The sequence below is a fragment of the Kitasatospora sp. NPDC028055 genome (assembly GCF_040637885.1).
Taxonomy (GTDB): domain Bacteria; phylum Actinomycetota; class Actinomycetes; order Streptomycetales; family Streptomycetaceae; genus Kitasatospora.
Genome location: NZ_JBEZXE010000029.1, coordinates 40531 through 62000, shown reverse-complemented (window position 1 = coordinate 62000; position 21470 = coordinate 40531). Strand labels below are relative to the sequence as shown.

The following is a 21470-nucleotide window of genomic DNA, read 5'->3' as shown; positions in this document are numbered from 1 at the left end:
CATCTGAGGATGGGGACGGCCTTTTTGTGCGTGTCGCGGGGTGGTGGTCGCAGGGTGGTCGCACCTCGTCCGGCCGCGGAACGCAGCCGGGCGCGGGCTGACCTGGTCAACTCGCCGCTGTATGGCTGGAGTTGGCGCACGTGGCCCGATCGGTGGCCGGATCGTTAACCACTCACGACGTCCTGTGGCGGGTGACCTCGCGTCGCGGGGTTGACGCGGCCGGGCGTGAGCATCGTTCAATTTATGAGCTTCCTTCCGTTCTGTCCGCATTTTCTGGGCCAGATGTCGGCGCGGGGGCGCCCCCGCGAGGCGAAGGTCTGCGACCACCATGCGACCACCACGCAGGCGGGAGCCGCCCTGGCCAGGCGGTCCTCCTTGCTGGGGCGCAAAGGGGCCCGGCAGGCCGTGGGCTTCGGGAGGCGGTGTGCTGAGGGGTGGGGCGCGCCGGGTGCGGCTGGGGCAGATCTTCGGCGACGACGTGCCCCTGGGTTCGCTCGGTTCCCTCGTCCTGGACTGCTACAGCGTCCCCGGGGGCCGGGCTGTGCTTCACGGTGACCGGGCATGCCGCCAGTTGGGTCCTGGTGCGCGGCTGGGCCGTGTCGGGCTCGCGGCCGGGCCGTTGTGCGGGTCCTGCGCGTGGATGTTGCCGGCGGACCATCCCGTGAGCGAGTTCGCGGTCGCGGTGGCAGGGCTGAGAACTCCCGCAGTGGTGCCGGGCGCCGGCGCGCCGGCGGGTCCGGTGCCGACACCAGGGCCTGCGGGCGCTGAGCCCACCCAGGCGGTGCGGGTGTGGCGGCGCGCGCAGACGCGCACGCTCGAGGGCTTCGCGGCCGCTGCCGCTTTCCCCTGGCTGGAGCCCTGGGCAGGGCCCAGGCTGTCCGCGCTGACCGGCGCGGTCGAGCAGGCTCGCGGAGCGGTTGCCCGCCGCGTCAACCCTCGCGAACTGCTGACGGCTGCCTGCGTGGCGGCCCTGCCCGTGCCGGTCGGGCTACGGGAATGGCTGCCGGCGTGTGCGGGGAGTTGGGGGGTCGACGGGGAGTGGCTGCTGCTGGAGGCGTGGATGCGCTGGCAGAGTGCCTGCGCCGAAGGCGAGGCACAGGTGGCGGACTGCGTACGGGCGGCGTCCGCAGCGGTCTACGAAGCGTTCGGTAGACGGCGCAAAGGCCGTGATGAGGCGCTGGACAGCGTCCAGCGCCTCATCACGGCTTCAATCGACCAGACACGGCGCCATGTTGACGCACAGCTGGCCGGGCCCTCTCGCCTGGTTCAGATGGAGATCCCGCCACTTGAGACGGAGCCGTTCACCGGCCGGGAGCACGATCCGCTCACCCCCTGGCAGGCCGGGGTGATCGCAGTCCACCAGAGCGGCGTCGACTGGCCAGCCGGCCAGGTCACAGTGACCGCTTCCCGGGTGGTGGCCGATCTGCTCCTGAGCGGCTGACGCCTGGGCCGGTCAAGCAGCGCGGCGAGGCTGGAAACCGGGCCAGTCCTCAAGGTCCGTGGCAGCCAGTTCGTAGGCATGGGCGAGCGCGTTGACCGCGTCGTCGGCCGCGTGCTTGAGCAGGTGCCCGTAGATGTTGATGGTCGTCGCGATGGTCGAATGACGCAGCGCCTTCGACACGATCGCGATGGACACCCCGGAGGTGATCATGATGGTCGCCACCGTGTGCCGCAGATCGTGAATCGTGATCTGCGGCAGCCCCGCCTCGGCCTGGCGGTGCCGCAGCTGGTCTAGGACGTACTGCGGGCGCAGCGGGGCTCCATCGACGTCCGCGAAGACGAGTCCACGCAGTGGTGCTCCCGGAGGGAGCAGGGACTGCTGGTAGTCGGCCTGGCGCTGCAGCGCGGCCAGGACCCGCGGGTTGGCGCTGACCCAGTTCCGGCTCGCCTTGGTCTTCGGCGCGCACAAATGCAGTTCGTTGTTGTCGATGGTGGCCAGCGTCCAGCGGACGAAGATCTTGCGCTCCATGAAGTGGACGTCCTCCCAATGCAACCCCAACACCTCCCCGCGCCGCATCCCGGTTCCCAGCATCACCTCGAACACGTCGGCGACCTGGTCGCGGTAGTACAGCTCGTTGTGCCGCAGGAACGCCGCCGCCTGCACCGCGGTCCAGCACAGGCGCTCGGCCGCCGCCGGCCGCGCGCCGATGGCACCCTCAGCCGCGTTGTAGCCGATCAGACGTTCCTTGTGGACGGCATGACTCAGGGCACTGCGCAGCGTCGCCCCGAGCCGGTAGACCGTCGGCGCGCCCCGGCCCTGATCCCGCAGGTCGGCCTGCCAGGCGGCGACGTGCCGGGAGCGCAGGTCTTTCAGCCGCATCCGGCCGAACACTGGAAGAAGCTCCTGGCGGACGCACTTGGCGTAGGAGGCCGCAGTGGACGGCTTGAGCGTCCGCTCCTTCAACGCCACCCACTCCAGCAGGAACGCACCGACCGTGAGCTTGCGGTCCTCGAACACGCCCGTCGCCTCCGCGTTCAGCACGCACTGCAGCGCGTACACGGCATCCTCCCGCCTCCCGTAGCCGCTGCGCCGCCGGGTGCTGCGCCCCTCGCCGTTCGTCGGCATGTCCACCGCGTACGCCCAGCTCCCGTGCAGGTCGTCCGCCGCCAGCTTCGGGCAGCGCGCCCCGATCGGACGTCGATCCGCATCCCGGCAGCCACAGCGCCGGTAGACCCGCCCACGCTCGAACTCAGCCACACTAGACGCCATTAAACTCTCCCTTCACGCACGTAACTTCCGCCACATGAATGCCCGTCTGGCAGCCGCGAAGTCGCACCAAGCAAAGGGGCTCGAAGCGCACCCACAGCGCACGAGACCGCGCTCACCCCAATCCGCCCCGGCGCCAGGTTTGCCCCCAGCGCTGGGCATTCGCGCGGACCGGGTGAGCGACGGAGTCCAGTCCGGGGATCTCGTAACGGGGGCCGCAGGGGCCAGCAGCCCGGCGTGGCCGTCGAACCCCTACCGCCACAGGACCGCATACACGGTGTCACCGATCGGCGGGGCAGATGGGTTGCCGTGGCTGGTCGACGGTCGGGCAGATGGTCAGACGAGCCGGTCGTGGCGGGCGGCGGCGATTTCGCGGACGAGCTGGGCGAAGTGGCCGCGGCTGCGGTCCTGGTGCGCTTCGGCGTACTCGTCATCCCAATCCTCTCCATCGTCGTCGAGTGCGCCGTATTCCTCGTGGAGGAGCCGGCAGCCGGGATGCCGGCGAGGAGGTCTTCGAGGAGGTCGGGGGCGGGTCGTTGGGGGTCGAGCGGGGTCAGGCGCAGGCCGGTGTCCTCGGGGTCGGTGTCCGGGCCGGTGTGTTGAGCGAAGGCGTCGTCGATGCCTTCGAGTTGTTCGCGCAGGCTGGCGGGGTCGGGGAGGAGGCCGTCGGCGATGTGGAGGGCATGGCGCACGAGGCCGGTGACCGCGTCGTACGGGGAGGCGCCGGCTTCGAGGAGCACAGATGTGGCGGAGTGGCCGGAGGCGGCAGCGGCGACCTGCGCTGAGGCCGCGAGCCAGTGGGCGGCGACGGCCGCGGCGGTGGGGTCGATCTCGGTGAACAGCGCCGCGGGGCCGAAAGGGTCCTGTTGGAGGAGACGGTCGGCGGCGGCGACCTGGACGGGGGATGCGCCTTCGCGGTTGAGGAGGACGGCTTGGCGGGCGCGGCCGGTGAGGTCGCCGAGTTGGGCGTTCTCCACCGCGGTGAGTTCGGTGGAGGTCTCGGCGAGGACGGCGGCGGTGAGGTCCGCGTTGCCGAGGGTGTGCAAGGCGCGGCCGGCGCGGTGCGCGGACTCGACCAGGGGACTGTATTCGACGTCGAGCATTCCGTCCTGAGGGAGGTTCGGCTGGTTAATAGCGCTGGGGACCTCGTCGAATGCCTTGCGCTCCCCTTCGCGGCGCCAGCCCTCGGAGTTGGGCTCCATGGACGCGGCGGCGCTGGCCGGGTGGGTGTAGGTGCGCTAGGCGGCCTCGGACAGGTGGGTGAGGGCGCGGGCCAGCCGCATCAGCGCGGCCGTGTCCGTGCCAGCCGGGACGGCGGCGATACGGGTGGCGAGATCGCCCTCGCCAGTTCCCCAGGCCGCGATCAGCTCGTGCCATTCGGGGTCGATGCTGTAGCGGGTCATGAAGCCGTACCTCCGGTGATCTGCTCGGCAACCCCGCCGGGCGTTGAGCCATCCTGACGCATCGCCAGAAAGCTCCGGATCGTGCAGCCGACAGGCGCCGACGGCTGCGAGAGGACGAGCCCCCCTCTTGGGCAGAGGTGTTTGAACCGAGCCTTCGGGGCGGACAGGTATCAACTGCCCGCCCCGAAGGCGCGCTCGCGCATGCGGTCCGGCTACCCTACTGCCCTTGGGATTCGGGAAGTCCAGGAATCCCAAGGGCAGGTGACTGTGGCGTCTATCGACCCAGGTTGAGGGCTATCGGCAGCCCACAGCAGCGATGCCGGCTCAGAGCCCGATCCAGGGGGCGAGCGAGTCCCAAGCCATGGTGCACAGCCGCTTGGAGCGCTCGCGCACGAACTCCACAGTCCAGTCCTCCTCGCGCTCCGCCAGGGCTGCAACCAGAGGCAGATAACGCGCTCGGCGGATGATGGCCTCCGCGCCTTCGCCGATTTCGATACCTTCGTGGGCTGCCTGGGCGAGCGTCTTCTCGGCCTCCTCGACGGTCGTGGCGGAGAGGGCCCGGAACATCAGCCGCTTGATCGGCCACGAGCGCTGATGGGCAGAGGAGTTCTCGACCCTGGGGAGCAGCGTCAGGTTCCCGAGCACGTGGACGGTGTTCGACTCGTCATAGAGCCTTCCCTCCCACCCGCTCGCACCGGGCCCCTTCGGGGCCACATGCTCGATCGTGGAGAACGCGTCGTCATGCCAGCGCTCCAGATTGAGGGTGCTCAGGACTCCCTGCCTGCCGATCGTGACCAGGCCGGGCCGCTCCCTGTCGGGAGTCGAGTCGTTGGAGGCCGCGAGGAGTAGGAGCTTGGTGAGCTGCCGCGAGCTCGAGTAGACAGGGGTCTCGGCCGCGCGTGCCACCCATCGGTCCTTCTCGCCGAGCCCTTCCTCCTGGAGCTGTTGGCGGAAGTACGTCAGCATCTCCTCGATAGGGGGAACCTCGGTGAGCTGCCTGCCGAACCGCATGAACCGCGGCGCACCTTCGTCAGATGCCGGGAGGGCCATGAGCTTGCGGTACTTGTTGTCGATTCCGTTGGTGCTGCCGAAAGCCCCTCGCCAAAGACCGTAGAAGGCGCCGCAGGCTCGGACGGCGGTCAGGAACTGACGGGCCCGCTCGTCGATATTGTCCTGCGCCAGCCGGTGCGAAGCGTAGTACCGGGTGAGCGGCGCGACCACGATCTCGTGCTTGGCCTCGCTAAGCACCTGGGCACACAATGCAGCCTGCTTTCGCAGCGCGTCATCCGTGCAGTCTGGCAACTTGTCCGGCTGAGCCCACGGACCGGAGACGAACTTGGTGACCTGGGCCAGAGCCTGCAGGAAGACCCGCCGCTCGGACTGGCCAGCCTCCTTGTCGAACGCGGTGCGCAGGTAGTGACGCTGCTCGCTGAGACGCTTGCTGAGCCGGGTTCCGTCATTGAGCAGCGCGAACGGGATGAGGATGTTGTCCGTTGCGGTCTGCCGCTTGTCAGCGGATGACGCACCCTGTGCATCGAGGTACTTCTCGATGGTGTCGAAGTGGTTGTACGACTCCGAGTCGTGCCACTCCTTGAGCGGCTCATTCTTGATGGCCTTGGGCTTGAACGTCTCGATCGCGGTGAGCGGCTGCCCAGTGGTGTTCAGCGCTTCGAACATGTCGAAGCCGTAGTCCTCGTGCTTGGACGTCACGACCGCCACGGTCACGCGGTTGAGCAGGTAGTTGGCGAAGACGATCAGCCGGAGGAGAGCCCCCAGGCGGTCGTCTTCCCGTGCCGCGTCGATCACGTAGTCGGGGAAAGGACTGTTGAACAGGCCCTCCTGGAGGACCTTGGAGTCCACCATGGCCCGAGCGGAGGGGAGCTCGGCCTCGTCCTCCCGAGCCTGCCGCGACAGTGAGACGGCCTGGCGCAGCGTGCGACGGATGAGGACGCGCGTGAGCTCGAGATGCCTGTGAGCCTGGGCGTTGGCGTCCTCGGCTTCGCCCTCGACGAAGGGAACGTGCTTGTAGTCCTGGGAGATCGGCTCGTCGCGGCGGAACTTCCCGTACTGGTGCAGGTAGTACCCGATCGGGGATTCGTACTGCGCTTCGCCCTTATTGCGGGACCACACGTCGTGGAACGAGCGGATCATGCGAGGGTAGAAACGGAAGCTGCCCTCGCCGTAGCGCATATCCTCCTCGAAGGTGTCGGTGAGGCGGACCGTCACATCGACTGCCTGGTTGAAACACCAGTCGCGGGCCTCACCTCCGTTCTTGGGGAGCCGATTCGCTCGAAGGCTGATTTCTTCGTGCAGGACAGTGGTCAGCAGGAGAAGGGTGGTCATCCGCTGCTGGCCGTCGATGATGCTCATGACCTTCGCGGGCACCATCGGTCGGTGGATCGGGTCTACGGTGCTGTACTGAAGGTCGCGCAGCGCGATTACCGAGCCGATGAAGCAGATCGATTCCGGGAATTTGGTGATCTGCTCCACGCCGTGGGCGACGTCGGCGATGAGGCGCTTGACCTTGTTGGATTCCCAGCTGTATGCGCGCTGGTACGGCGGGATATAGAGTCCCTGTCCGGTTTCGCTGAGGTACTGCGCCACGGTGTAGGGGGCGGCGTCAAAGATTTCTCGGGTTTCCAAATGAAGCTCCCGTGCATTTCGCGGTTCCGTTTGCCGGCCAGGCTCTCTTCGCGCGGTGATCGCGGCTTCTCGATTCCTCGGCTAACGCCGGGCGGCCTGCAGCCCGGCGTCGCTGGAACAGTTCACAGCTGCTGCGGTTCCTGCCGGCCCCCTCGCCACGTGTCCCCGAATAGGGACACTTCTGCTTCCAACCGTCCCCCTCGGCGTACCCAACCCTGACGATCGCGGCCTGCCGCTAAATGGGTAGTCCACGACCAGCGATCACCCTAGACCGAGTGGCTGACACGCATGGGCCCCTCTCGGAAAATCGCATACGAAAAACCGGGCATATCTGACATATGCCTCAAAATTTCGCTGACTAGCTCATGGTGCGCGGTCAGGGCGCTCGACAGGCAAGTTACGCACCGTGTCCGGCCTGGGTGGTTTGGGTGAGCGCGCGTCGGCAGTCGCTCCGGTTGGATAGGATCTCAGTGCACTCCTGGCGGAACAGATCGGCCCGCCGAGGGGAGCCGCCAGGAGTGAGAGTCGGAACGCGCCGGAACGAGGGGGCAATATGGTCGAGGGCCATGCCGCAGAAGCAAAGATCGTGTACCTCGACTACAACGCCACGGCTCCGCTGCGCCCGGAGGCTCTCGAGGCAATGCTGGCCGCGCTCAAGAGCGTCGGCAACGCCTCAAGCATGCACCACTTCGGCAGAGGTGCCGCCGTCAGGGTCGATGGCGCGCGCCGCCAACTTGCCGATCTGCTCCACTGCTCTCCCGGGGAGATCATCTTCACCTCGGGGGCGACCGAGGCGAACAACCTCGCCCTGCGGGCCGCGCTGGCTCGCGGCGGTGCGCTGGTGACCACCGCGGTCGAACACCCTGCTGTTCTTGAAGCGGGGCGTGCGATCACTGGAGGGGAAGCCGGTGATCTTGTCGTACTCCCCGTGGACGGCGATGGCGTCCTCGACCTGGAGCCGCTTGATGACGCCCTCAACCAGCGGAACGTCGCCCTGGTGTCGGTCATGCTCGCCAACAACGAGACCGGAGTCCTGACCGATCTGGCTCCCATCGTCAAGGCCGCGCACGAAGTCGGCGCCCTGGTCCACACCGATGCGACGCAGTACGTCGGGCGGCTGCCCCTGGACCTTGCCGAGCTGGACGCCGATCTGCTGTCGCTCTCCGCTCACAAGTTCGGTGGCCCTCAAGGAGTGGGGGCGCTGTTCGTCCGCCGCAGCACCAACCTTCCGCACCGCCCGCTCCTGATCGGAGGCGGCCACGAACGCGGATGGCGAGCCGGAACCCTCAACGTGGCCGGCATCGCCGCGCTCGGCGCCGCAGCAGAGGCTGTCCGACGCAACCTGCCCTCGGAAGTTGCCCGGGTGTCCGAGCTGCGCGACAAGCTGGAAGCCGGCCTGACCACTCGTGTGTCGGGCTGCCAGATCAATGCAGCGCGGGTGCCTCGCCTTCCTGGCGTGACCAGTGTCACCTTTGCGGGAGTGCCGGCGGACGCGGTGCTCGCCGCCATGCCACACGTAGCGGCGTCGGACGGCAGCGCCTGCTCGTCGGGAGCGCCGAGCCCGAGCCATGTCCTGCTGGCAATGGGCCGCAGCCGTGAGGACGCGGACTCCACTGTGCGCTTCTCCCTGGGATACGACACCACCGCGGAGGACGTCGACCGCGCAATCGACGCCGCTGCTGCCGCGGTTGAACAAACCCGGTTGCTGATGGCCGCTACCGCCGAACAGTGACCGACGTTATCCCCTATTAGCCCTTCTTTCCTGCGATTGACCACCGAGAGGCATCCCCGAATGTCAGACAGCCGGCTCGCTGAGGCCGTCGAGCTCAATTTCAACCGCCACGAGACCTTCGCGCCGCGGTTCGGTTGGATGCACAAGGCATACACGCAGGTCAAGGACCACCCCGACATCTTCTACCGCGAGGACGCGCCCGTCCTCCTCGGCGTTGGCCGGAACATGGTCAACGCGATGCGCTACTGGTCGAAGGCGTTCAAGCTGACCCAGGAGCATGCGCACACCGACCCGTCCAAGAAGGCACGCCAGTCCGCACCGACATGGCGCGCACGTTGGCTGCTCGACGATCACGGCGCGGACCCGTATCTCGAGGACACCGGCAGTCTCTGGCTGCTGCATTGGTGGCTGCTCTCCGCCGAACCGGACTCCAAGTGCCAAGCACCCAGCTGGTACGTGATGTTCAACCTGGCATCCCGCTCCCGAGTCACGACCGCAGAGATGACGAGCGTCATTACGCGCTTCGTGCATGAGAACTTCGATGAAGAGAAGTGGCGGGCTGCGGAGTCGGTCAATCGTGACGTGGACTGCCTGGTCAAGATGTACGCCCTGGACCAGGAGTTCAACCCGCTGTCTCCGGGGAGTTTCGAAGACCTGCTCATGTCCCCGTTCAGGGAGCTCGGACTGCTGGAGGGGCAGGGCAAGGGCAAGCAGCGGACCTGGCGCTTCACCAGCGGATCCCGGTCGAACCTGCCGGCGCCGGTGCTCGCCTATGCCTGTCTGGACTACGCCTCTCGGCTCGCCTCTAACGCTGGCTCGATCACGCTGGCACGCCTGGCCGCAGAAGAGGGGTCGCCGGGCCGCGCATTCCGTATGCGGGAGCCTGAGTTGACCAAGGCCATCGAGTCCCTGATCAACGATCACCCTGACCTCCAGTTGGTCGAGGCCCTCGGCCAGAGGAGCCTCGCCTACCTCAAGCCCCCACAGGCGCTCGCGTGGGACATCTTGGATGAGTACTACGGCCGTGTCCGGGATCGGGACGGATTCCCCAGCCCGGAGCAATGGACCGAGATGTACCCCGGGCTTGCCAAGACCGCGGTGAGCAGTCCGCGTAAGAAGACGTCCCAGCAGGCCGAGGAGCTGGTGTTCGGCGAGGAGAACTCCTGATCATGACGACGAAGACCAAGCAGCGCGCCCGCCAGAGCACCGACAGTTTCCAGCTCCCGAAGGGCATCGCCCTGGTCGGATCGGAGCTGCGGTCCACCAACCTCGAACGTGACGTCCGCGAGCGCCACCTGAACTCGCCCTACGTCGGTGCGCGCGCCCTCGATGTCCTCGAGCGTGTCACCAACGCAGTCGGCGATCTCGGACGCACTCGCGCATGGTCGTTCACTGGCCCCTACGGCTCCGGTAAGTCCACGCTCTCCAACCTCTTTGACGCCTTCCTCGGACACGACAAGGCCCGCCGTGTCGAGGCAGAAGCAGCTGTTGCGGCAACCAGCCCCGGATACGCCGCCCGGCTGTCCCGCGTCCGGGATGAGCTGACCGCGGACGGCTTCCTCGGCGCTGTTGCCACGGCCCGTCGTGAACCGCTTGCCGCAACGATTCACCGAGCCCTGCAGACCGCCGTCGAGCGCAGGTGGAAGAAGCGGCCCCCGAAGGCCGTCGCTCAGGCCCTCGCTGCGTGCGCCGAACGGGAGGTCCCGACGGCGCAGAGCCTGCTGGACGCCGTCACCGTGCTGTGTGACGCTGCCCCTGTCCTGCTGATCCTCGACGAGTTCGGCAAGACACTCGAGTACCTCGCCGCGGCCGGCGACACCGGAGACGCCGACAGCGACGTCTTCCTGCTCCAGATGCTGGCAGAGAAGGGAGCAGGCCGCTCGGGCCTGCCGCTGTTCATCTTCACGCTCCAGCACCTGGCGTTCACCGACTACGCAGCGCGATCCAGCTCCGTCCAGACCCAGGAATGGGCAAAGATCCAGGGCCGGTTCGAGGACATCACCTTCGCGCCGAACCTCGGAGACGCCGTCCACCTCATGCGCCGCCGGCTCGACCTGTCCGCCGTGGCCGAGCCGGGCCGCGCTCTTATCGACGCCCAGGCAGAATCTGCCGCGAAGGCGTGGAGGGAGGGGCACGCACTCAACTCCGTCGTCGACATCTCGGCCGAGATGTTCGCCGGCCTCTACCCCCTGCACCCGCTGACCGCTGTCGCGGCCCCGCTGCTCGCCTCCCAGATCGGCCAGCATGACCGCAGCCTCACCGGCTTCCTCGCCAGCGACGAGCCCCACACGGTCCGGCGGACAATGGAGACGCTGTCCTCGGACACGCCCGAGCGCGCCTCTACCGTTCGCCTCGCGCAGCTGTACGACTACTTCTTCGCATCGGGCCGCACCACCATCCTGGCCTCGGCGAACGCCAGCCGCTGGCTCGAGGTCGACATGCGGCTCAACGAGGCCCACGGCCTGCCCAACGAGGACCAGGAAGTCCTCAAGGTCATCGGCATCCTGAACCTCATCGACGCAGACGGGCTCCTGCGCGCAACGCCCGGCATGATCCAGTTCGCGCTCAACGACCCGCTCGACGCCAACGACCCGGACCGCTTCGCGGCCCTGCAGAAGAAGCTGGACAAGCTCGTCCAAGACGGCTTCGTGGTTCACCGCGCCTACAGCAACGAGTACCGCGTCTGGCAGGGCACCGACGTCGACATTGAAGCCCGGGTCCGCGAAGTCGCCACCCGGATCCAGCCCGCGGACGTCGTCGACTACGTCAGCAAGCATCTCGGCACCGTCCTTCCCGCCGCCGTGGTGGCTGGCAAGCACAGTCAGCAGACCGGAATGCTGCGGTACTTCGTCACAGCGGTCAGCCACGAAGGCGAGAAGATCGACGGCCCCGAGGTGGTCAAGGACGCCGCAGATGGCCTCATCGTCTACCACCTCGGCACCCTCGACACCCGGCCTGCCGTCAACTCGCCCCTTCCGGTGCTGATCGGCGTCACCGAGAACCCCGAGCGGGTCCTTCAAGCCGGAATCGACCTCGTCGCACTCGAGGAACTCCTCGACGACGACACCATCGACCACGTCGCATCCCGGGAGATCGCCGAACGCGCAGCAGAGATCTCCCATCTCATCGGAGCGCAGCTCGACGAGGCGTTCAACCCCCGTAGCCCGCAGGCCACCTGGCACCTCTGGAACACCGCTGCCGATGTCGGCAACGCGCCCGACGCAGCTCTCGAAGCGCGCAGCTACGCCAGCCTCGCCTCCCAGGCATGCGAACTCGTCTACCCGCACACTCCGCGCATCCGCAACGAGATGGCCGGCCGTCACCAGCTCACCAGCAACGGCTCGCGAGCCCGCCGCGAGGTGCTCACCGCCATGATCCAGCGATCGGGCGTACACCTCCTGGGCTTCGACCCCGACAACTACTCCGCGGAACGAGCGATGTACCACGGAGTCGTCGAGTACCTCGGCCTCCACCGCGTCGCGGGGGAGAGCGGCAACGCTGTCGACGCCGACACCATCCTCACCCACGGAATCTCCAGGCCCAATAAGGAGACCAACGCCGAAGCCAACGTCACCGAAGTCTGGGACACCCTCGAGGCAGCGCTGACCAAGGCCACCCGCCCGACCCCCCTGGGCGATATCTACGAGCAGCTCATGGCGCCACCCTTCGGTGTCAAGGCCGGCGTCGTCCCGATCCTCGTAGTGACAGCCCTGATCCTTCGCAGCGACGACATCGCACTGTTTGAGGACGGTAACTACTGCCAGCGGCTGACCCCGGAGATCATCGAACGGCTCAACGTCAACCCGGACCGCTTCATGGTCAAGGCCGCACCCGTCGGCCGCGGCCAGCGCCGCCTCGTGGTCGAAGGACTCGCTAAGGCCCTCAACATCACCGCGCCGCGATCGCGCTCGGCCCGTAACCCCATGCTCCTGGCCGTCACCCGGACGATCCTCGGCCGCTACATGGCCCTTGACGACTTCGCCAAGGCCACCAAGCGCCTGAGCGCGCCGGCGCTGGAGCTCCGGGACGTTCTGAAGGAAGCCACCGACCCCGACGAACTGATCTTCACCGCCCTGCCCCTCACTCAGGGAGCCGAGCCCGTCCTGGCCGAGACCGCCAAGGACGAGCAGGCAGCCAAGACGTACGTCGCGGGCCTCGTCGCCACCCTCGACGAGCTGTCCGGCGCGAGCGCCGCCCTGCGCCAGCAGCTCGTCGCGGCTTTCGCAAAGGAATTCCGCCTTCCTGCCGAGATCGGCGAACTCCGCGCTGGTCTCGCCGAACGGCTTCGCGGGTTCGCCAACGCCCCCCTCGAACTCAGCCTGCAGGGCTTCGTCTCGCGCGTTCTCGACGAGAACCTGCCCGACGAGGACTGGCTCGAGCCGATCACCATCCGTCTCCTCAACAAGGCCCTCGTCAACTGGACCGACCGTGACACGGATGCCTTCCCGGCCAAGGTGAAGGAGGTCGCCCGCGCCCTCGACCGAGTCAGCCACCTCTACGAGACAAACGACGAGCGGGAGGCCGTCCGGAAGCCTGCCTCGCGGCGGCAGATCGACACCAGCCTTCTCACGCTCACCACCCCCCAGGGCACCGAGGAACGCACCCTCATCCACGTGCCCAAGCAGTCGCGCAAGGCAGCCGACAAGCTCGTTGTCAGTGTCATCAGGCAGGCTGAAGAGGCGCTAGGCCCGGACGGCGCCCGCATTCTGCTCGCCGCCCTCGCCGAACGCCTGGCCGCCACCGGCACCGACGCGGCCCCCGAGACGAAGGAGAAGCTGTGAGCGACACCAGCTCCGGCACCAAGAAGCGCCACGTACTCGGCCTGTCCGGGGGCAAGGACTCCTCAGCCCTCGCCATCCACATGCGCGACCGGGTACCCGACATGGAGTACTTCTTCTGCGACACCGGCGCCGAGCTGCCCGAGACGTACGAGTACCTCAACCGCCTTGAAGCCGCGGTCGGCAAGCCGATCGTCCGGCTGAACGCCAGCCGCGACTTCGACCACTGGCTTGAGGTCTACCAGGGCACCCTGCCCAGCCCCCAGATGCGTTGGTGCACCAAGAACCTGAAGATCAAGCCGCTGGAGGAGTGGGTCGGCGACGACGAGGTGATCTCCTACGTCGCCATCAGGGCAGACGAGAACCGCCTGGGCTACGTCAGCACCAAGCCGAACATCACCGCGGTATTCCCGTTCCGCGAAGATGGCATCGACCGCGCCGGCGTAGACAAGATCCTCGACGAGGCCGGCATCGGCCTGCCGGCCTACTACGAGTGGCGCACCCGCTCGGGCTGCTACTTCTGCTTCTTCCAGCGCAAGCACGAGTGGGTCGGACTCAAGGACCGCCACCCGGACCTCTTCGAGAAGGCCATAGCTTACGAGGAGAAGGTCAACTACCGGCACACTGCTATGCAGGGCCGAGAGTACACCTGGTCCCAGGGCGAGTCCCTGCACGACCTGATCGAGCGCCGCGAGGAGATCGAAGCTAAGCACCAAGCAGCTCTGGAGAGGGCTGCCACCCGCATAAGGCCGAACCGACCGCTGCTCGAGATCCTCGCCGATGCCCACGACGAGGACGACGACGAGGCAGGCTGCTCCGTCTGCCACCTCTGAGCGAAGCCTGAGCCCCGTTGCGACCGGCGACAAGCCTTGCAACGGGGCTCAGGCGCAGCCGACGGCGCTCGCAGCAACTCAGCCGCGCCGCCAAGATCCAGTACGGCACGTTGGAGAGCGCTATCGTTTGGGAGCCCGCACGTGAGCCGGGCCCGAATAGACGATGCTCCCCGGAGAAACACTGGTCATGGCCGCACAGCTGCCCTACCTGGTCGGCCACACCGAGATCGCCGCCCTGTTTGGCATCGAGCGCCAGACGTCACAAAAGTGGCGAACCGACGGCATCCTCGGCGAGCCCGACCTCATCGCGTCCGGGAACCCCTACTGGCTGCTCCACACGGTACTTCAGCTCGACGGGCACAGTGGTCGGGAGATCACCGAAGAGCGACTGGCGCAGTACAAGGCGACGATCCTGGGGGGATACAGCCTCGCGGATCCGAAGGATCTTCCGGCGGTCGTAGGGAGCAAGGAGGCGGCTCTCGTACTGGGGGTCGACGAACGAGCCATTGCTCGATGGCGAAACCGGCGGACGATCGCGGACGAGGACCTCAAGCTATCGGGGTCACCGCTCTGGCTTCTCGACACGCTCATCGCCGATGCCCAGGCCCGTGGCCGAACGGTTGACGCAGAAGCACACGCAAGACTGCTCGCCGGTGAGCGGCTGAGTCAGAAGCCGCGAGGACGTAAGGCGGTCTCGGGAAGGTAGTCAGGCAGAAAACCGCACGCCGGGACGCCGATGACGTCACGTCATGCACCAGCCGGAGTCGCACAACCCGTCGTCGTCGACGACGGCGACGGGAGGCTCCACCGCTATCGCCTCGGCCAGCGGACGGCCGTAGCGGGTTAGGTACACCGGGTCCCGACCGAGAGCCTTCCGCCGGCGGTTGACCAGTTCCTCGATGTGCACCGACTGGGCGAAGAGCTCGGGCTCCAACGACCGTTGACGGCGCCAGTCCCCGACTGTGCGAAAGGGGCAGAAGAAGCACGAACTCTTCGGAGGGACGGGAAGCCCCGCTTCCTCAATGAGGCGCACACAGTCCGTTCTCCGAAGCCCGAGGTCCAGGAGCGGATACTCGATCAGCTCGTACGGTTCGCTACGCCTGCGATTCGCACGATGGACCTCGTCGACGGAGATTCCGATGCCCACGTGCGCCGGCGCACCGGTCGTGGCGCCGTGTGCGCGAAGCCATCGTCCGATCACCTTGATCTTGAAATCGGCGGTGCAGGACCTTCTCCCTGGCGCCCCGTTCGCCATGCGAACGGGGATCGGGATGGAGCGAGTGTCGGGCCTACTGAGGCGTTGCACCAGCGTTTCGGACTCGCCATCGCGCCGAAGCCGTCGGAGCAGCCTGAGATCGATCCCGGCGCTGGAAGCGAACGGAACTGCGACGTCTCGCACGTACGTCAGCGTGGCCGGGTGCTCGCTATCGTCGCCGACGTTCGCGAACAAGAACGTCGGGTAGTCGATTTCACGGCGAGCCGCGAGGACGAGTAGTGCAGTGGACTGAACGCCGCCCCCGTACGACACCGCTCTCAACGGGCCGGCCGTCCGCTCTCTACGCCCGGACATCGCATCTACTGAAGGTTGACCCATGGAGGCTCCCAGGTTGATCACTCGAACCTGAGATATTCTATGGATGATGATCGAATAGATCAAGTGTTTATCTCGCGGCTCGACGTCCCGCGCCGCTGATCCCTTGGGTGGCGAAGCGGACATCGAGTGGGCCTGCGAGTGCGGCAAGGCGGCTGCTTGGCTTGGCGCTGTCGGCGGACTGCTTCAATGCCGACTCGGTGTTGGGCCAGCCGCCGGCTTGCGAGTGTCAGTGCTCGGGGCTGGTCATGACTGGGCCGGGACTGCAAGTCGGTCAGGGAGTCTCGGTCGGGCGAGACGTGTCGTCATCGACCACAGGTCGCCCTGCGAATCTGCCCGACTGGACGGCGGTCGGCCTCTTGATGGAGTGGCGTGCCTGCTTGATCGGATAATGTGCTGGAGAGGTTATCATTTGTGTCGACTATTCAGTCTCGCCCATAGTTGAGAGTGCGGGCAAGGTTGACTCAATGTGTATTACCGGGAACTCACGACTTGCCCAGTTCGATGTCTCGGCGTCGAGTCTCTTCCATGTGTCGAATGAGGATTTCCTCCATGAGATCGAGATGAAGGCCATCCTTTCGATATTTCTCCAGGAGGCGTTGCGCGTCATATCGAAATGACCGGGCGGTGTTGCCCTCTGTAAACGTCGGTGGCTTATCTGCCATGGTCTGCAAGGACCGTCTGCGTTCCGCACGGTCCCATCCGGCGAGCCACACGGCAGCTGCGCTCTCAGGGATCCCGCACGCTCTCACGAAGGATCCTACGAATCTCCTGGTCGGCACGCGGCGACCCTTCAGGACGCCGTGGATCGTGCCGCGAGAGAGCTTATCGCCCGAGCTTTGAGCGCGACGCTCCAGCTCTCGCAGCGATAGTTCTCCCATCGCTTGATGAAGTTCGATCAAGGCGAGGCGAAGCGTGGCGTGATCTCTGATGTACTCGGGCCGCATTGGCTGAGGCGAGTTGACCCCACGCCCAGCGGCCCGTGCCCTCTCATGCCGTGCACGCTTCCACAATTCACGGCCGGGTGCGGGGTCAACTCTGCATACTGCCGCGAACGCTTCCACGATCTCCAACGTGGGCACAATCTGCCCCGAGGCTGCGCGAGAGAAAACGGTGGCAGAAAACGGGGCCTGCCGGGCCATCTCGCGGTATGTCAATCCGGCCCGTTGCTTGTGTTCGCGGAGCCAGAGTGCCAGCTGAGCCCTGTGGTGCCATGTACCTCTGTCGAGCTTTCTCTGGGGCCGGCCCATCTTGGCCGCCTCAGTGACGACGACCGGGGGCCAGGGTTGCCATCTCCCTGGCCGCTGGCATTGCGATGGCGACCGCACCGGCCAGCAGCTCAAGGGTGCTGGTGGTTGGGGTGCCGGCGAGAGTCAGAACCGCGGCGAGGAGCACGATCACAAGCACGATGACGACTGGAGCCGGCGGGAGCATCTTACGGTTGCGCGAACGGGGCATCCCGGTGGAGCACCGGAGCCCGGTCAGGTTCTGGCGGTTGTTCTTCATCATTTCCTCCCTGGGGGCGAGGCGGGCTGGAGCGGTCGACAGATGCCAACGTGTTGGTCCGTCAGGCCGCTTGTGTGCCCCCGATCCTGCTGCCGGGGTGGCTGCTCCGGCAATGATGATCATGGTCTGAGTGTCGCGTTGATGGGTGTGCGTCCCAAAAGGGGGTGAGCGCCCAGGTTTTTTTGAAGCATGATCGAAAAGGGGGCCGTCGACACATCTGCCCAGGTCGGCAGATTTGATCTTGCCGAGCCGATCGGAATTGATGCACATCTGTCCGCAGCATCGGGCAAGGTCCTCCCTGAGACAGGGGGCTGGGCATCGGTACGGTCCACAGACGCCGTCGCGTTCAGCAGGTCGGGCCGACCAGTTCCCCGACCGACGAGAAGCGAGAGACCCCGGGACACGCTCGGACGGAGAGCGAGGGCCTTACGCAGTGCAGAGTGCGGTGGCCGGACGGCCAGCGGTGCGCTGCGTCTCGGACTGGTCGAGGGTGCTGCCGTGTGCGGCGCCCGTCCTCCTGCGGGCCGGCGTTGGCTGAGGCAGCTGGCGCGCGGCTGCACCGGCGTCAATGGAGGTGACCCCACAGTGGGCATCCGCAAGGTCAAGCGCAGCGGCCAGGCGACGATGGTGTCGTTGGCGGAGTCCTTGAGGAGGTGGCCGTAGAGGTCGACGGTGATGGCAAAGTTGAAGTGGCGCAGGGTCTTGGAGACGACGGCCAGGGGATTCCGGTGGCGATCATGATGCTGGCGGCGGTGTGGCCGGAGATCGTGCAGGCCGATCCGGCGGGGGCCGAGCTTGGCAGTGCGCTTCCGGACCAGCTCGATGGCTTGGCTGGTGCCTCGTCACCTTCGAGACCGACGAGCCACCCCGAGTCGGGCCCGCTACTACTACTCCAATCTGGGGTGGGGGCGCACACTCGACGATCGCCGACGGGCGGACGTAGCAGAGCTGAACCGAGGAGCGTTCGGCAGCTGAAACCGCCGGGAGGTCAAGCGCGGCGAACTAGCAGCCGCCAACTACGCATCCTGGTCCTGGCATGTCCGGTGACAGAGTCTGCCCCCTTCGCCCGGGGCCGGTCGTGGCGGACGCCGTCGATCCTGCAAAGCATTCCGGCCGCGCTCGGCGGACCGGACGGACCGTGTCACCGGGCGTGCGGCAGTGCGATGCGGCCGTGAGCTCCATCGCAGTTGTGGGTAGCTCGGTCTACTGTGGCTTTGAGGTGGCATCGGAGGTGCGCAGCTGTGGCGAGCTTGAGGGACGCTGACCGCCGGTTGCTGTGGGGCCGATCTGGCAACGAGTGTGCGTTCCGGGACTGCGGGGCTGCACTGATCGAGGCTGTCGTTGGCAAGTCGGACTCAAAGGGGCATCCCATCGCCGTGGCGGTTGGGGAGGAAGCCCACATCGTCGCTGTGAGGGACGATGGGCCTCGCGGCGATCCGAGCATGCCGCTGTCTGAGCGCAACTCCTACCACAACATGATCTTGCTCTGCCCGGCGCACCACGTCATCGTTGACCGGGAGAACGGGCGCTACTTCACCGTGCAGGAGCTGCATGTTGACGCTCCCGCAAAACTAACCCCGTAGCGCTCTCGCACTATTGACCCCCTTGATCACTCTTGGAGGGTGCTGAAGGTGGAGGACTGGGCCGAGATACGCCGTCTGCATCGCGCGGAGGGTGTGCCCATCAAAGAGATCGCGCGGCGGTTGGGGGTGGCTCGGAACACGGTTCGGGCCGCGTTGAACTCCGACCGCCCGCCGAAGTTCGAACGGGCTCCGCGGGGCCAGGTGGCGGACGCCTACGAGCCGCAGATGCGGGCCCTGCTCAACGAGTGGCCGCGGATGCCGGCGCCGGTGATCGCCGAGCGGATCGGCTGGCCGTACTCGTTGCCGCCGCTACGCAAGCGGCTCGCACTGATCCGCCCGGAGTACGTCGGGATCGATCCGGTCGACCGGGTTGTCTACGAGCCTGGCCGGATCGCCCAGTGCGATCTGTGGTTCCCGGAGACGAAGGTGCAGGTCGGAGCCGGTCAGCAGCGGATCCTGCCGGTGCTGGTCATGACGCTGGGGTTCTCGCGGTCCCTGTCCGCGGTGATGATCCCGTCCCGGCAGGGCGGCGACATCCTGTCGGGCATGTGGCAGCTGATCCACGGCATCGGCCGAGTGCCGAAGACGCTGGTCTGGGACCGGGAGGCCGCGATCGGCGGCACCGGGAAGGTCACCGCCCCGGCCGCGGCCTTCGCCGGCACCCTCGCCACCCAAATCAGGCTGGCCCCGCCCCGGGACCCGGAGTTCAAGGGGATGGTCGAGCGCAACAACCACTACCTGGAGACCTCGTTCCTGCCCGGCCGCATGTTCGCCTCACCGGCCGATTTCAACCAGCAGCTGCACGAGTGGCTGGTCAGGGCCAACTCTCGCACGGTCCGGGCGATCAAGGGACGTCCGGTCGACCTGCTGGAGACCGACTACCAGGCGATGATCCCGCTGCCGCCAGTGACACCGCCGATCGGACTGAGCCAGCGGATCCGGCTCGGCCGGGACTACTACGTCCGCGTTGACACCGTGGACTACTCGGTCGACCCGTCCGTGATCGGCCGGTTCGTCGATGTCACCGCCTCCCCGGAGACCGTGACGATGTTCTGCGACGGCAAGGTCGTCGCCCGCCACGAGCGGTCCTGGGCGAAACAGCAGGTCATCACCGACCCGGTCCACCAGGCCACCGCCGCGAAGATGCGCGAGGCCCTGGCGACGGACCGCCACCACCGTCAGGCAGCCGTCCGTCAGCACACCGACGGCCACACCGTCGCCCTGCGGGCCCTGCCCGACTACGACGCCCTGTTTGGCGTCGACTTCAACCCGCCGTCCACGAAAGCGAAGTGATACGTGACCACAGCCACCAAGCCCAAGCCGGCCAGCACCTCGGGCGCCCCGAAGGACGGGATGCCCTCGATGCTCTCCTACCTGACCCGGGTGCTGAAGATGCCCACTATCGGCGCCTTCTGGGAGGAGCTGGCCGAGCAGGCCCGGGACCAGAACTGGTCCCACGAGGAGTATCTGGCGGCCCTGCTGCAGCGGCAGGTCGCCGACCGGGAGAGCAAGGGCACCATGATGCGGATCCGCACAGCCCACTTTCCGCAGGTCAAGACGTTGGAGGACTTCAACCTCGACCACCTGCCCTCGCTCCGTCGCGACGTCCTCGCGCACCTGGCGACGGGGACGTTCGTCGCGAAGGCGGAGAACGTGATCCTGCTGGGGCCGCCCGGGATCGGGAAGACACACCTGGCCATCGGGCTGGGCGTCAAGGCGACGCAGGCCGGCTACTCGGTCCTGTTCGACACGGCGAGCAACTGGATCGCCCGCCTGGCCGCGGCCCACCAGGCCGGCCGCTTGGAGGGGGAGCTGAAGAAGATCCGCCGCTACAAGTTGATCATTATCGACGAGGTGGGCTACATCCCGTTCGACCAGGACGCCGCGAACCTGTTCTTCCAGCTCATAGCCTCGCGCTATGAGCAGGGCTCGGTGATGGTGACCTCGAACTTGCCCTTTGGGCGGTGGGGAGAGACCTTCTCCGACGACGTGGTCGCGGCCGCGATGATCGACCGCCTGGTCCACCACGCCGAGGTCCTCACCCTCACCGGCGACTCCTACCGGACCCGCCAACGACGCGAGCTCCTGGCGAAGGAGAACCGGTGAGGCCAGGCATCAGTAGCCGAACCGGTAGTAGACGACGTCAGCGAGGTCCGCACGGTCGAAGGCGGCGGCGTTGGTGAGGTGACTGTCGAACGGGCCTACCTTCGACACCGCGGAACCGCGGCGGAAGACGACCTGGAGACCGTGCTCGGGCTCCCAAGCGCACTCGCACTCCGCGGAGACATACACCTGCCGGTCGCCGTGGGCGTCCTCCCGCTGGACCGACACCTCACCTCCGAGGCGGACATGCGACCAGACGTCGTCCGGGCTGGCGATGGACACGAAGTCCTCGTCGTCGCCGACCTCGGTCTTCACGTCCAGGTAGTACTGGAAGACCGGCTCTGACGCGGACCTCAGAGCCGACTTGCCAAGCCCCAGAAACGCGCTGATGGCCGTCTCGAAGTCGACCTTCGCGTCGTCATCGTCATAGCCGGAGACAACGAACTGGCACAGGGCGTCCCCGAAGACGGGGACGGGAAGCGGCTGACTCACGTAGTCGCCAAAGTCCGCATCGACGGTCACGGGGCCGAGGCCGGGGATCTCCATGCGCGCACTCTACGGCCTGCATCGAGGGCCCTGGACGCCACGGGC

General features: G+C 66.9%; 17 protein-coding genes. 9 read left to right on the top strand and 8 right to left on the bottom strand.

Features of this window, described 5'->3' with window-relative positions:
• Window positions 1-661 precede the first annotated feature (661 nt).
• Window positions 662-1441 (top strand): hypothetical protein, encoded by a 780-nt coding sequence (locus AB0F71_RS25525; protein WP_360238423.1) that lies wholly within the window; start codon window positions 662-664, stop codon window positions 1439-1441.
• 12 nt (window positions 1442-1453) lie between these two features.
• Here AB0F71_RS25525 and AB0F71_RS25520 read toward each other — a convergent pair whose 3' ends face one another.
• The 4 genes from AB0F71_RS25520 to AB0F71_RS25505 form a co-directional block, all read right to left on the bottom strand.
• Window positions 1454-2698, bottom strand: a complete 1245-nt coding sequence (locus AB0F71_RS25520) for a site-specific integrase (RefSeq protein WP_360238421.1) — start codon at window positions 2696-2698, stop codon at window positions 1454-1456.
• A gap of 11 nt (window positions 2699-2709) precedes the next feature.
• On the bottom strand, window positions 2710-3909 hold the full coding sequence (locus AB0F71_RS25515; protein WP_360238419.1) for a hypothetical protein: 1200 nt from the start codon (window positions 3907-3909) through the stop codon (window positions 2710-2712).
• A 36-nt stretch (window positions 3910-3945) separates the two neighbouring features.
• Window positions 3946-4110, bottom strand: a complete 165-nt coding sequence (locus AB0F71_RS25510) for a hypothetical protein (RefSeq protein WP_360238417.1) — start codon at window positions 4108-4110, stop codon at window positions 3946-3948.
• Window positions 4111-4434: 324 nt separating this feature from the next.
• Complete coding sequence (locus AB0F71_RS25505) at window positions 4435-6753, bottom strand: DUF262 domain-containing protein (protein WP_360238415.1); 2319 nt, start codon at window positions 6751-6753, stop codon at window positions 4435-4437.
• Between the two features lie 553 nt (window positions 6754-7306).
• Here AB0F71_RS25505 and AB0F71_RS25500 point away from each other — a divergent pair.
• The 5 genes from AB0F71_RS25500 to AB0F71_RS25480 all read left to right on the top strand — a co-directional run bounded on the left by AB0F71_RS25500 (window position 7307) and on the right by AB0F71_RS25480 (window position 14802).
• On the top strand, window positions 7307-8485 hold the full coding sequence (locus AB0F71_RS25500) for a cysteine desulfurase family protein (protein WP_360238413.1): 1179 nt from the start codon (window positions 7307-7309) through the stop codon (window positions 8483-8485).
• A 60-nt stretch (window positions 8486-8545) separates the two neighbouring features.
• Window positions 8546-9652: a DUF4007 family protein gene (locus AB0F71_RS25495; RefSeq protein ID WP_360238411.1), complete on the top strand. Its 1107-nt coding sequence runs from the start codon at window positions 8546-8548 to the stop codon at window positions 9650-9652.
• 2 nt (window positions 9653-9654) lie between these two features.
• Window positions 9655-13266, top strand: coding sequence for an ATP-binding protein (locus AB0F71_RS25490; RefSeq protein WP_360238409.1), 3612 nt, complete (start codon window positions 9655-9657; stop codon window positions 13264-13266).
• Window positions 13263-14096, top strand: a complete 834-nt coding sequence (locus AB0F71_RS25485; RefSeq protein ID WP_360238407.1) for a phosphoadenosine phosphosulfate reductase family protein — start codon at window positions 13263-13265, stop codon at window positions 14094-14096. The genes AB0F71_RS25490 and AB0F71_RS25485 overlap by 4 nt, the downstream gene beginning before the upstream one ends.
• A gap of 187 nt (window positions 14097-14283) precedes the next feature.
• Window positions 14284-14802, top strand: coding sequence for a hypothetical protein (locus AB0F71_RS25480; protein ID WP_360238405.1), 519 nt, complete (start codon window positions 14284-14286; stop codon window positions 14800-14802).
• A 36-nt stretch (window positions 14803-14838) separates the two neighbouring features.
• Here AB0F71_RS25480 and AB0F71_RS25475 read toward each other — a convergent pair whose 3' ends face one another.
• From AB0F71_RS25475 to AB0F71_RS25465, 3 genes are all read right to left on the bottom strand, one after another.
• Window positions 14839-15666 carry a phosphoadenosine phosphosulfate reductase gene (locus tag AB0F71_RS25475; RefSeq protein WP_360238403.1) on the bottom strand — a complete coding sequence of 276 codons (828 nt, stop codon included), beginning with the start codon at window positions 15664-15666 and terminating at the stop codon, window positions 14839-14841.
• A 506-nt stretch (window positions 15667-16172) separates the two neighbouring features.
• A complete protein-coding gene (locus AB0F71_RS25470; protein ID WP_360238401.1) occupies window positions 16173-16937 on the bottom strand; it encodes a helix-turn-helix transcriptional regulator in 765 nt (254 codons plus the stop codon).
• A gap of 10 nt (window positions 16938-16947) precedes the next feature.
• Window positions 16948-17463: a hypothetical protein gene (locus tag AB0F71_RS25465; protein WP_360238399.1), complete on the bottom strand. Its 516-nt coding sequence runs from the start codon at window positions 17461-17463 to the stop codon at window positions 16948-16950.
• A 938-nt stretch (window positions 17464-18401) separates the two neighbouring features.
• On the opposite strand from AB0F71_RS25465, the gene AB0F71_RS25460 reads away from it, so the two are divergent.
• From AB0F71_RS25460 to istB, 3 genes are read left to right on the top strand one after another with little or no spacing between them, the layout of a single operon-like run.
• Complete coding sequence (locus AB0F71_RS25460) at window positions 18402-18776, top strand: HNH endonuclease (RefSeq protein ID WP_360238397.1); 375 nt, start codon at window positions 18402-18404, stop codon at window positions 18774-18776.
• Window positions 18777-18815: 39 nt separating this feature from the next.
• Window positions 18816-20069 (top strand): IS21 family transposase, encoded by a 1254-nt coding sequence (gene istA, locus AB0F71_RS25455; protein WP_360238395.1) that lies wholly within the window; start codon window positions 18816-18818, stop codon window positions 20067-20069.
• A gap of 3 nt (window positions 20070-20072) precedes the next feature.
• A complete protein-coding gene (gene istB, locus AB0F71_RS25450) occupies window positions 20073-20882 on the top strand; it encodes an IS21-like element helper ATPase IstB (RefSeq protein ID WP_360238393.1) in 810 nt (269 codons plus the stop codon).
• A 9-nt stretch (window positions 20883-20891) separates the two neighbouring features.
• Here istB and AB0F71_RS25445 read toward each other — a convergent pair whose 3' ends face one another.
• Window positions 20892-21425, bottom strand: coding sequence for a hypothetical protein (locus tag AB0F71_RS25445; RefSeq protein WP_360238391.1), 534 nt, complete (start codon window positions 21423-21425; stop codon window positions 20892-20894).
• Window positions 21426-21470: the final 45 nt, after the last annotated feature.

Excerpts from the sequence above, each read along its gene's own strand:
- AB0F71_RS25500 (WP_360238413.1), top strand. The coding sequence starts at position 7,307 with ATGGTCGAGGGCCATGCCGCAGAAGCAAAGATCGTGTACCTCGACTAC.
- AB0F71_RS25510 (WP_360238417.1), bottom strand. The coding sequence starts at position 4,110 with ATGACCCGCTACAGCATCGACCCCGAATGGCACGAGCTGATCGCGGCC.
- AB0F71_RS25470 (WP_360238401.1), bottom strand. The coding sequence starts at position 16,937 with ATGGGCCGGCCCCAGAGAAAGCTCGACAGAGGTACATGGCACCACAGG.
- AB0F71_RS25495 (WP_360238411.1), top strand. The coding sequence starts at position 8,546 with ATGTCAGACAGCCGGCTCGCTGAGGCCGTCGAGCTCAATTTCAACCGC.
- AB0F71_RS25445 (WP_360238391.1), bottom strand. The coding sequence starts at position 21,425 with ATGGAGATCCCCGGCCTCGGCCCCGTGACCGTCGATGCGGACTTTGGC.
- AB0F71_RS25480 (WP_360238405.1), top strand. The coding sequence starts at position 14,284 with ATGGCCGCACAGCTGCCCTACCTGGTCGGCCACACCGAGATCGCCGCC.
- AB0F71_RS25465 (WP_360238399.1), bottom strand. The coding sequence starts at position 17,463 with ATGTGCATCAATTCCGATCGGCTCGGCAAGATCAAATCTGCCGACCTG.
- AB0F71_RS25475 (WP_360238403.1), bottom strand. The coding sequence starts at position 15,666 with ATGTCCGGGCGTAGAGAGCGGACGGCCGGCCCGTTGAGAGCGGTGTCG.
- AB0F71_RS25490 (WP_360238409.1), top strand. The coding sequence starts at position 9,655 with ATGACGACGAAGACCAAGCAGCGCGCCCGCCAGAGCACCGACAGTTTC.
- AB0F71_RS25515 (WP_360238419.1), bottom strand. The coding sequence starts at position 3,909 with ATGGAGCCCAACTCCGAGGGCTGGCGCCGCGAAGGGGAGCGCAAGGCA.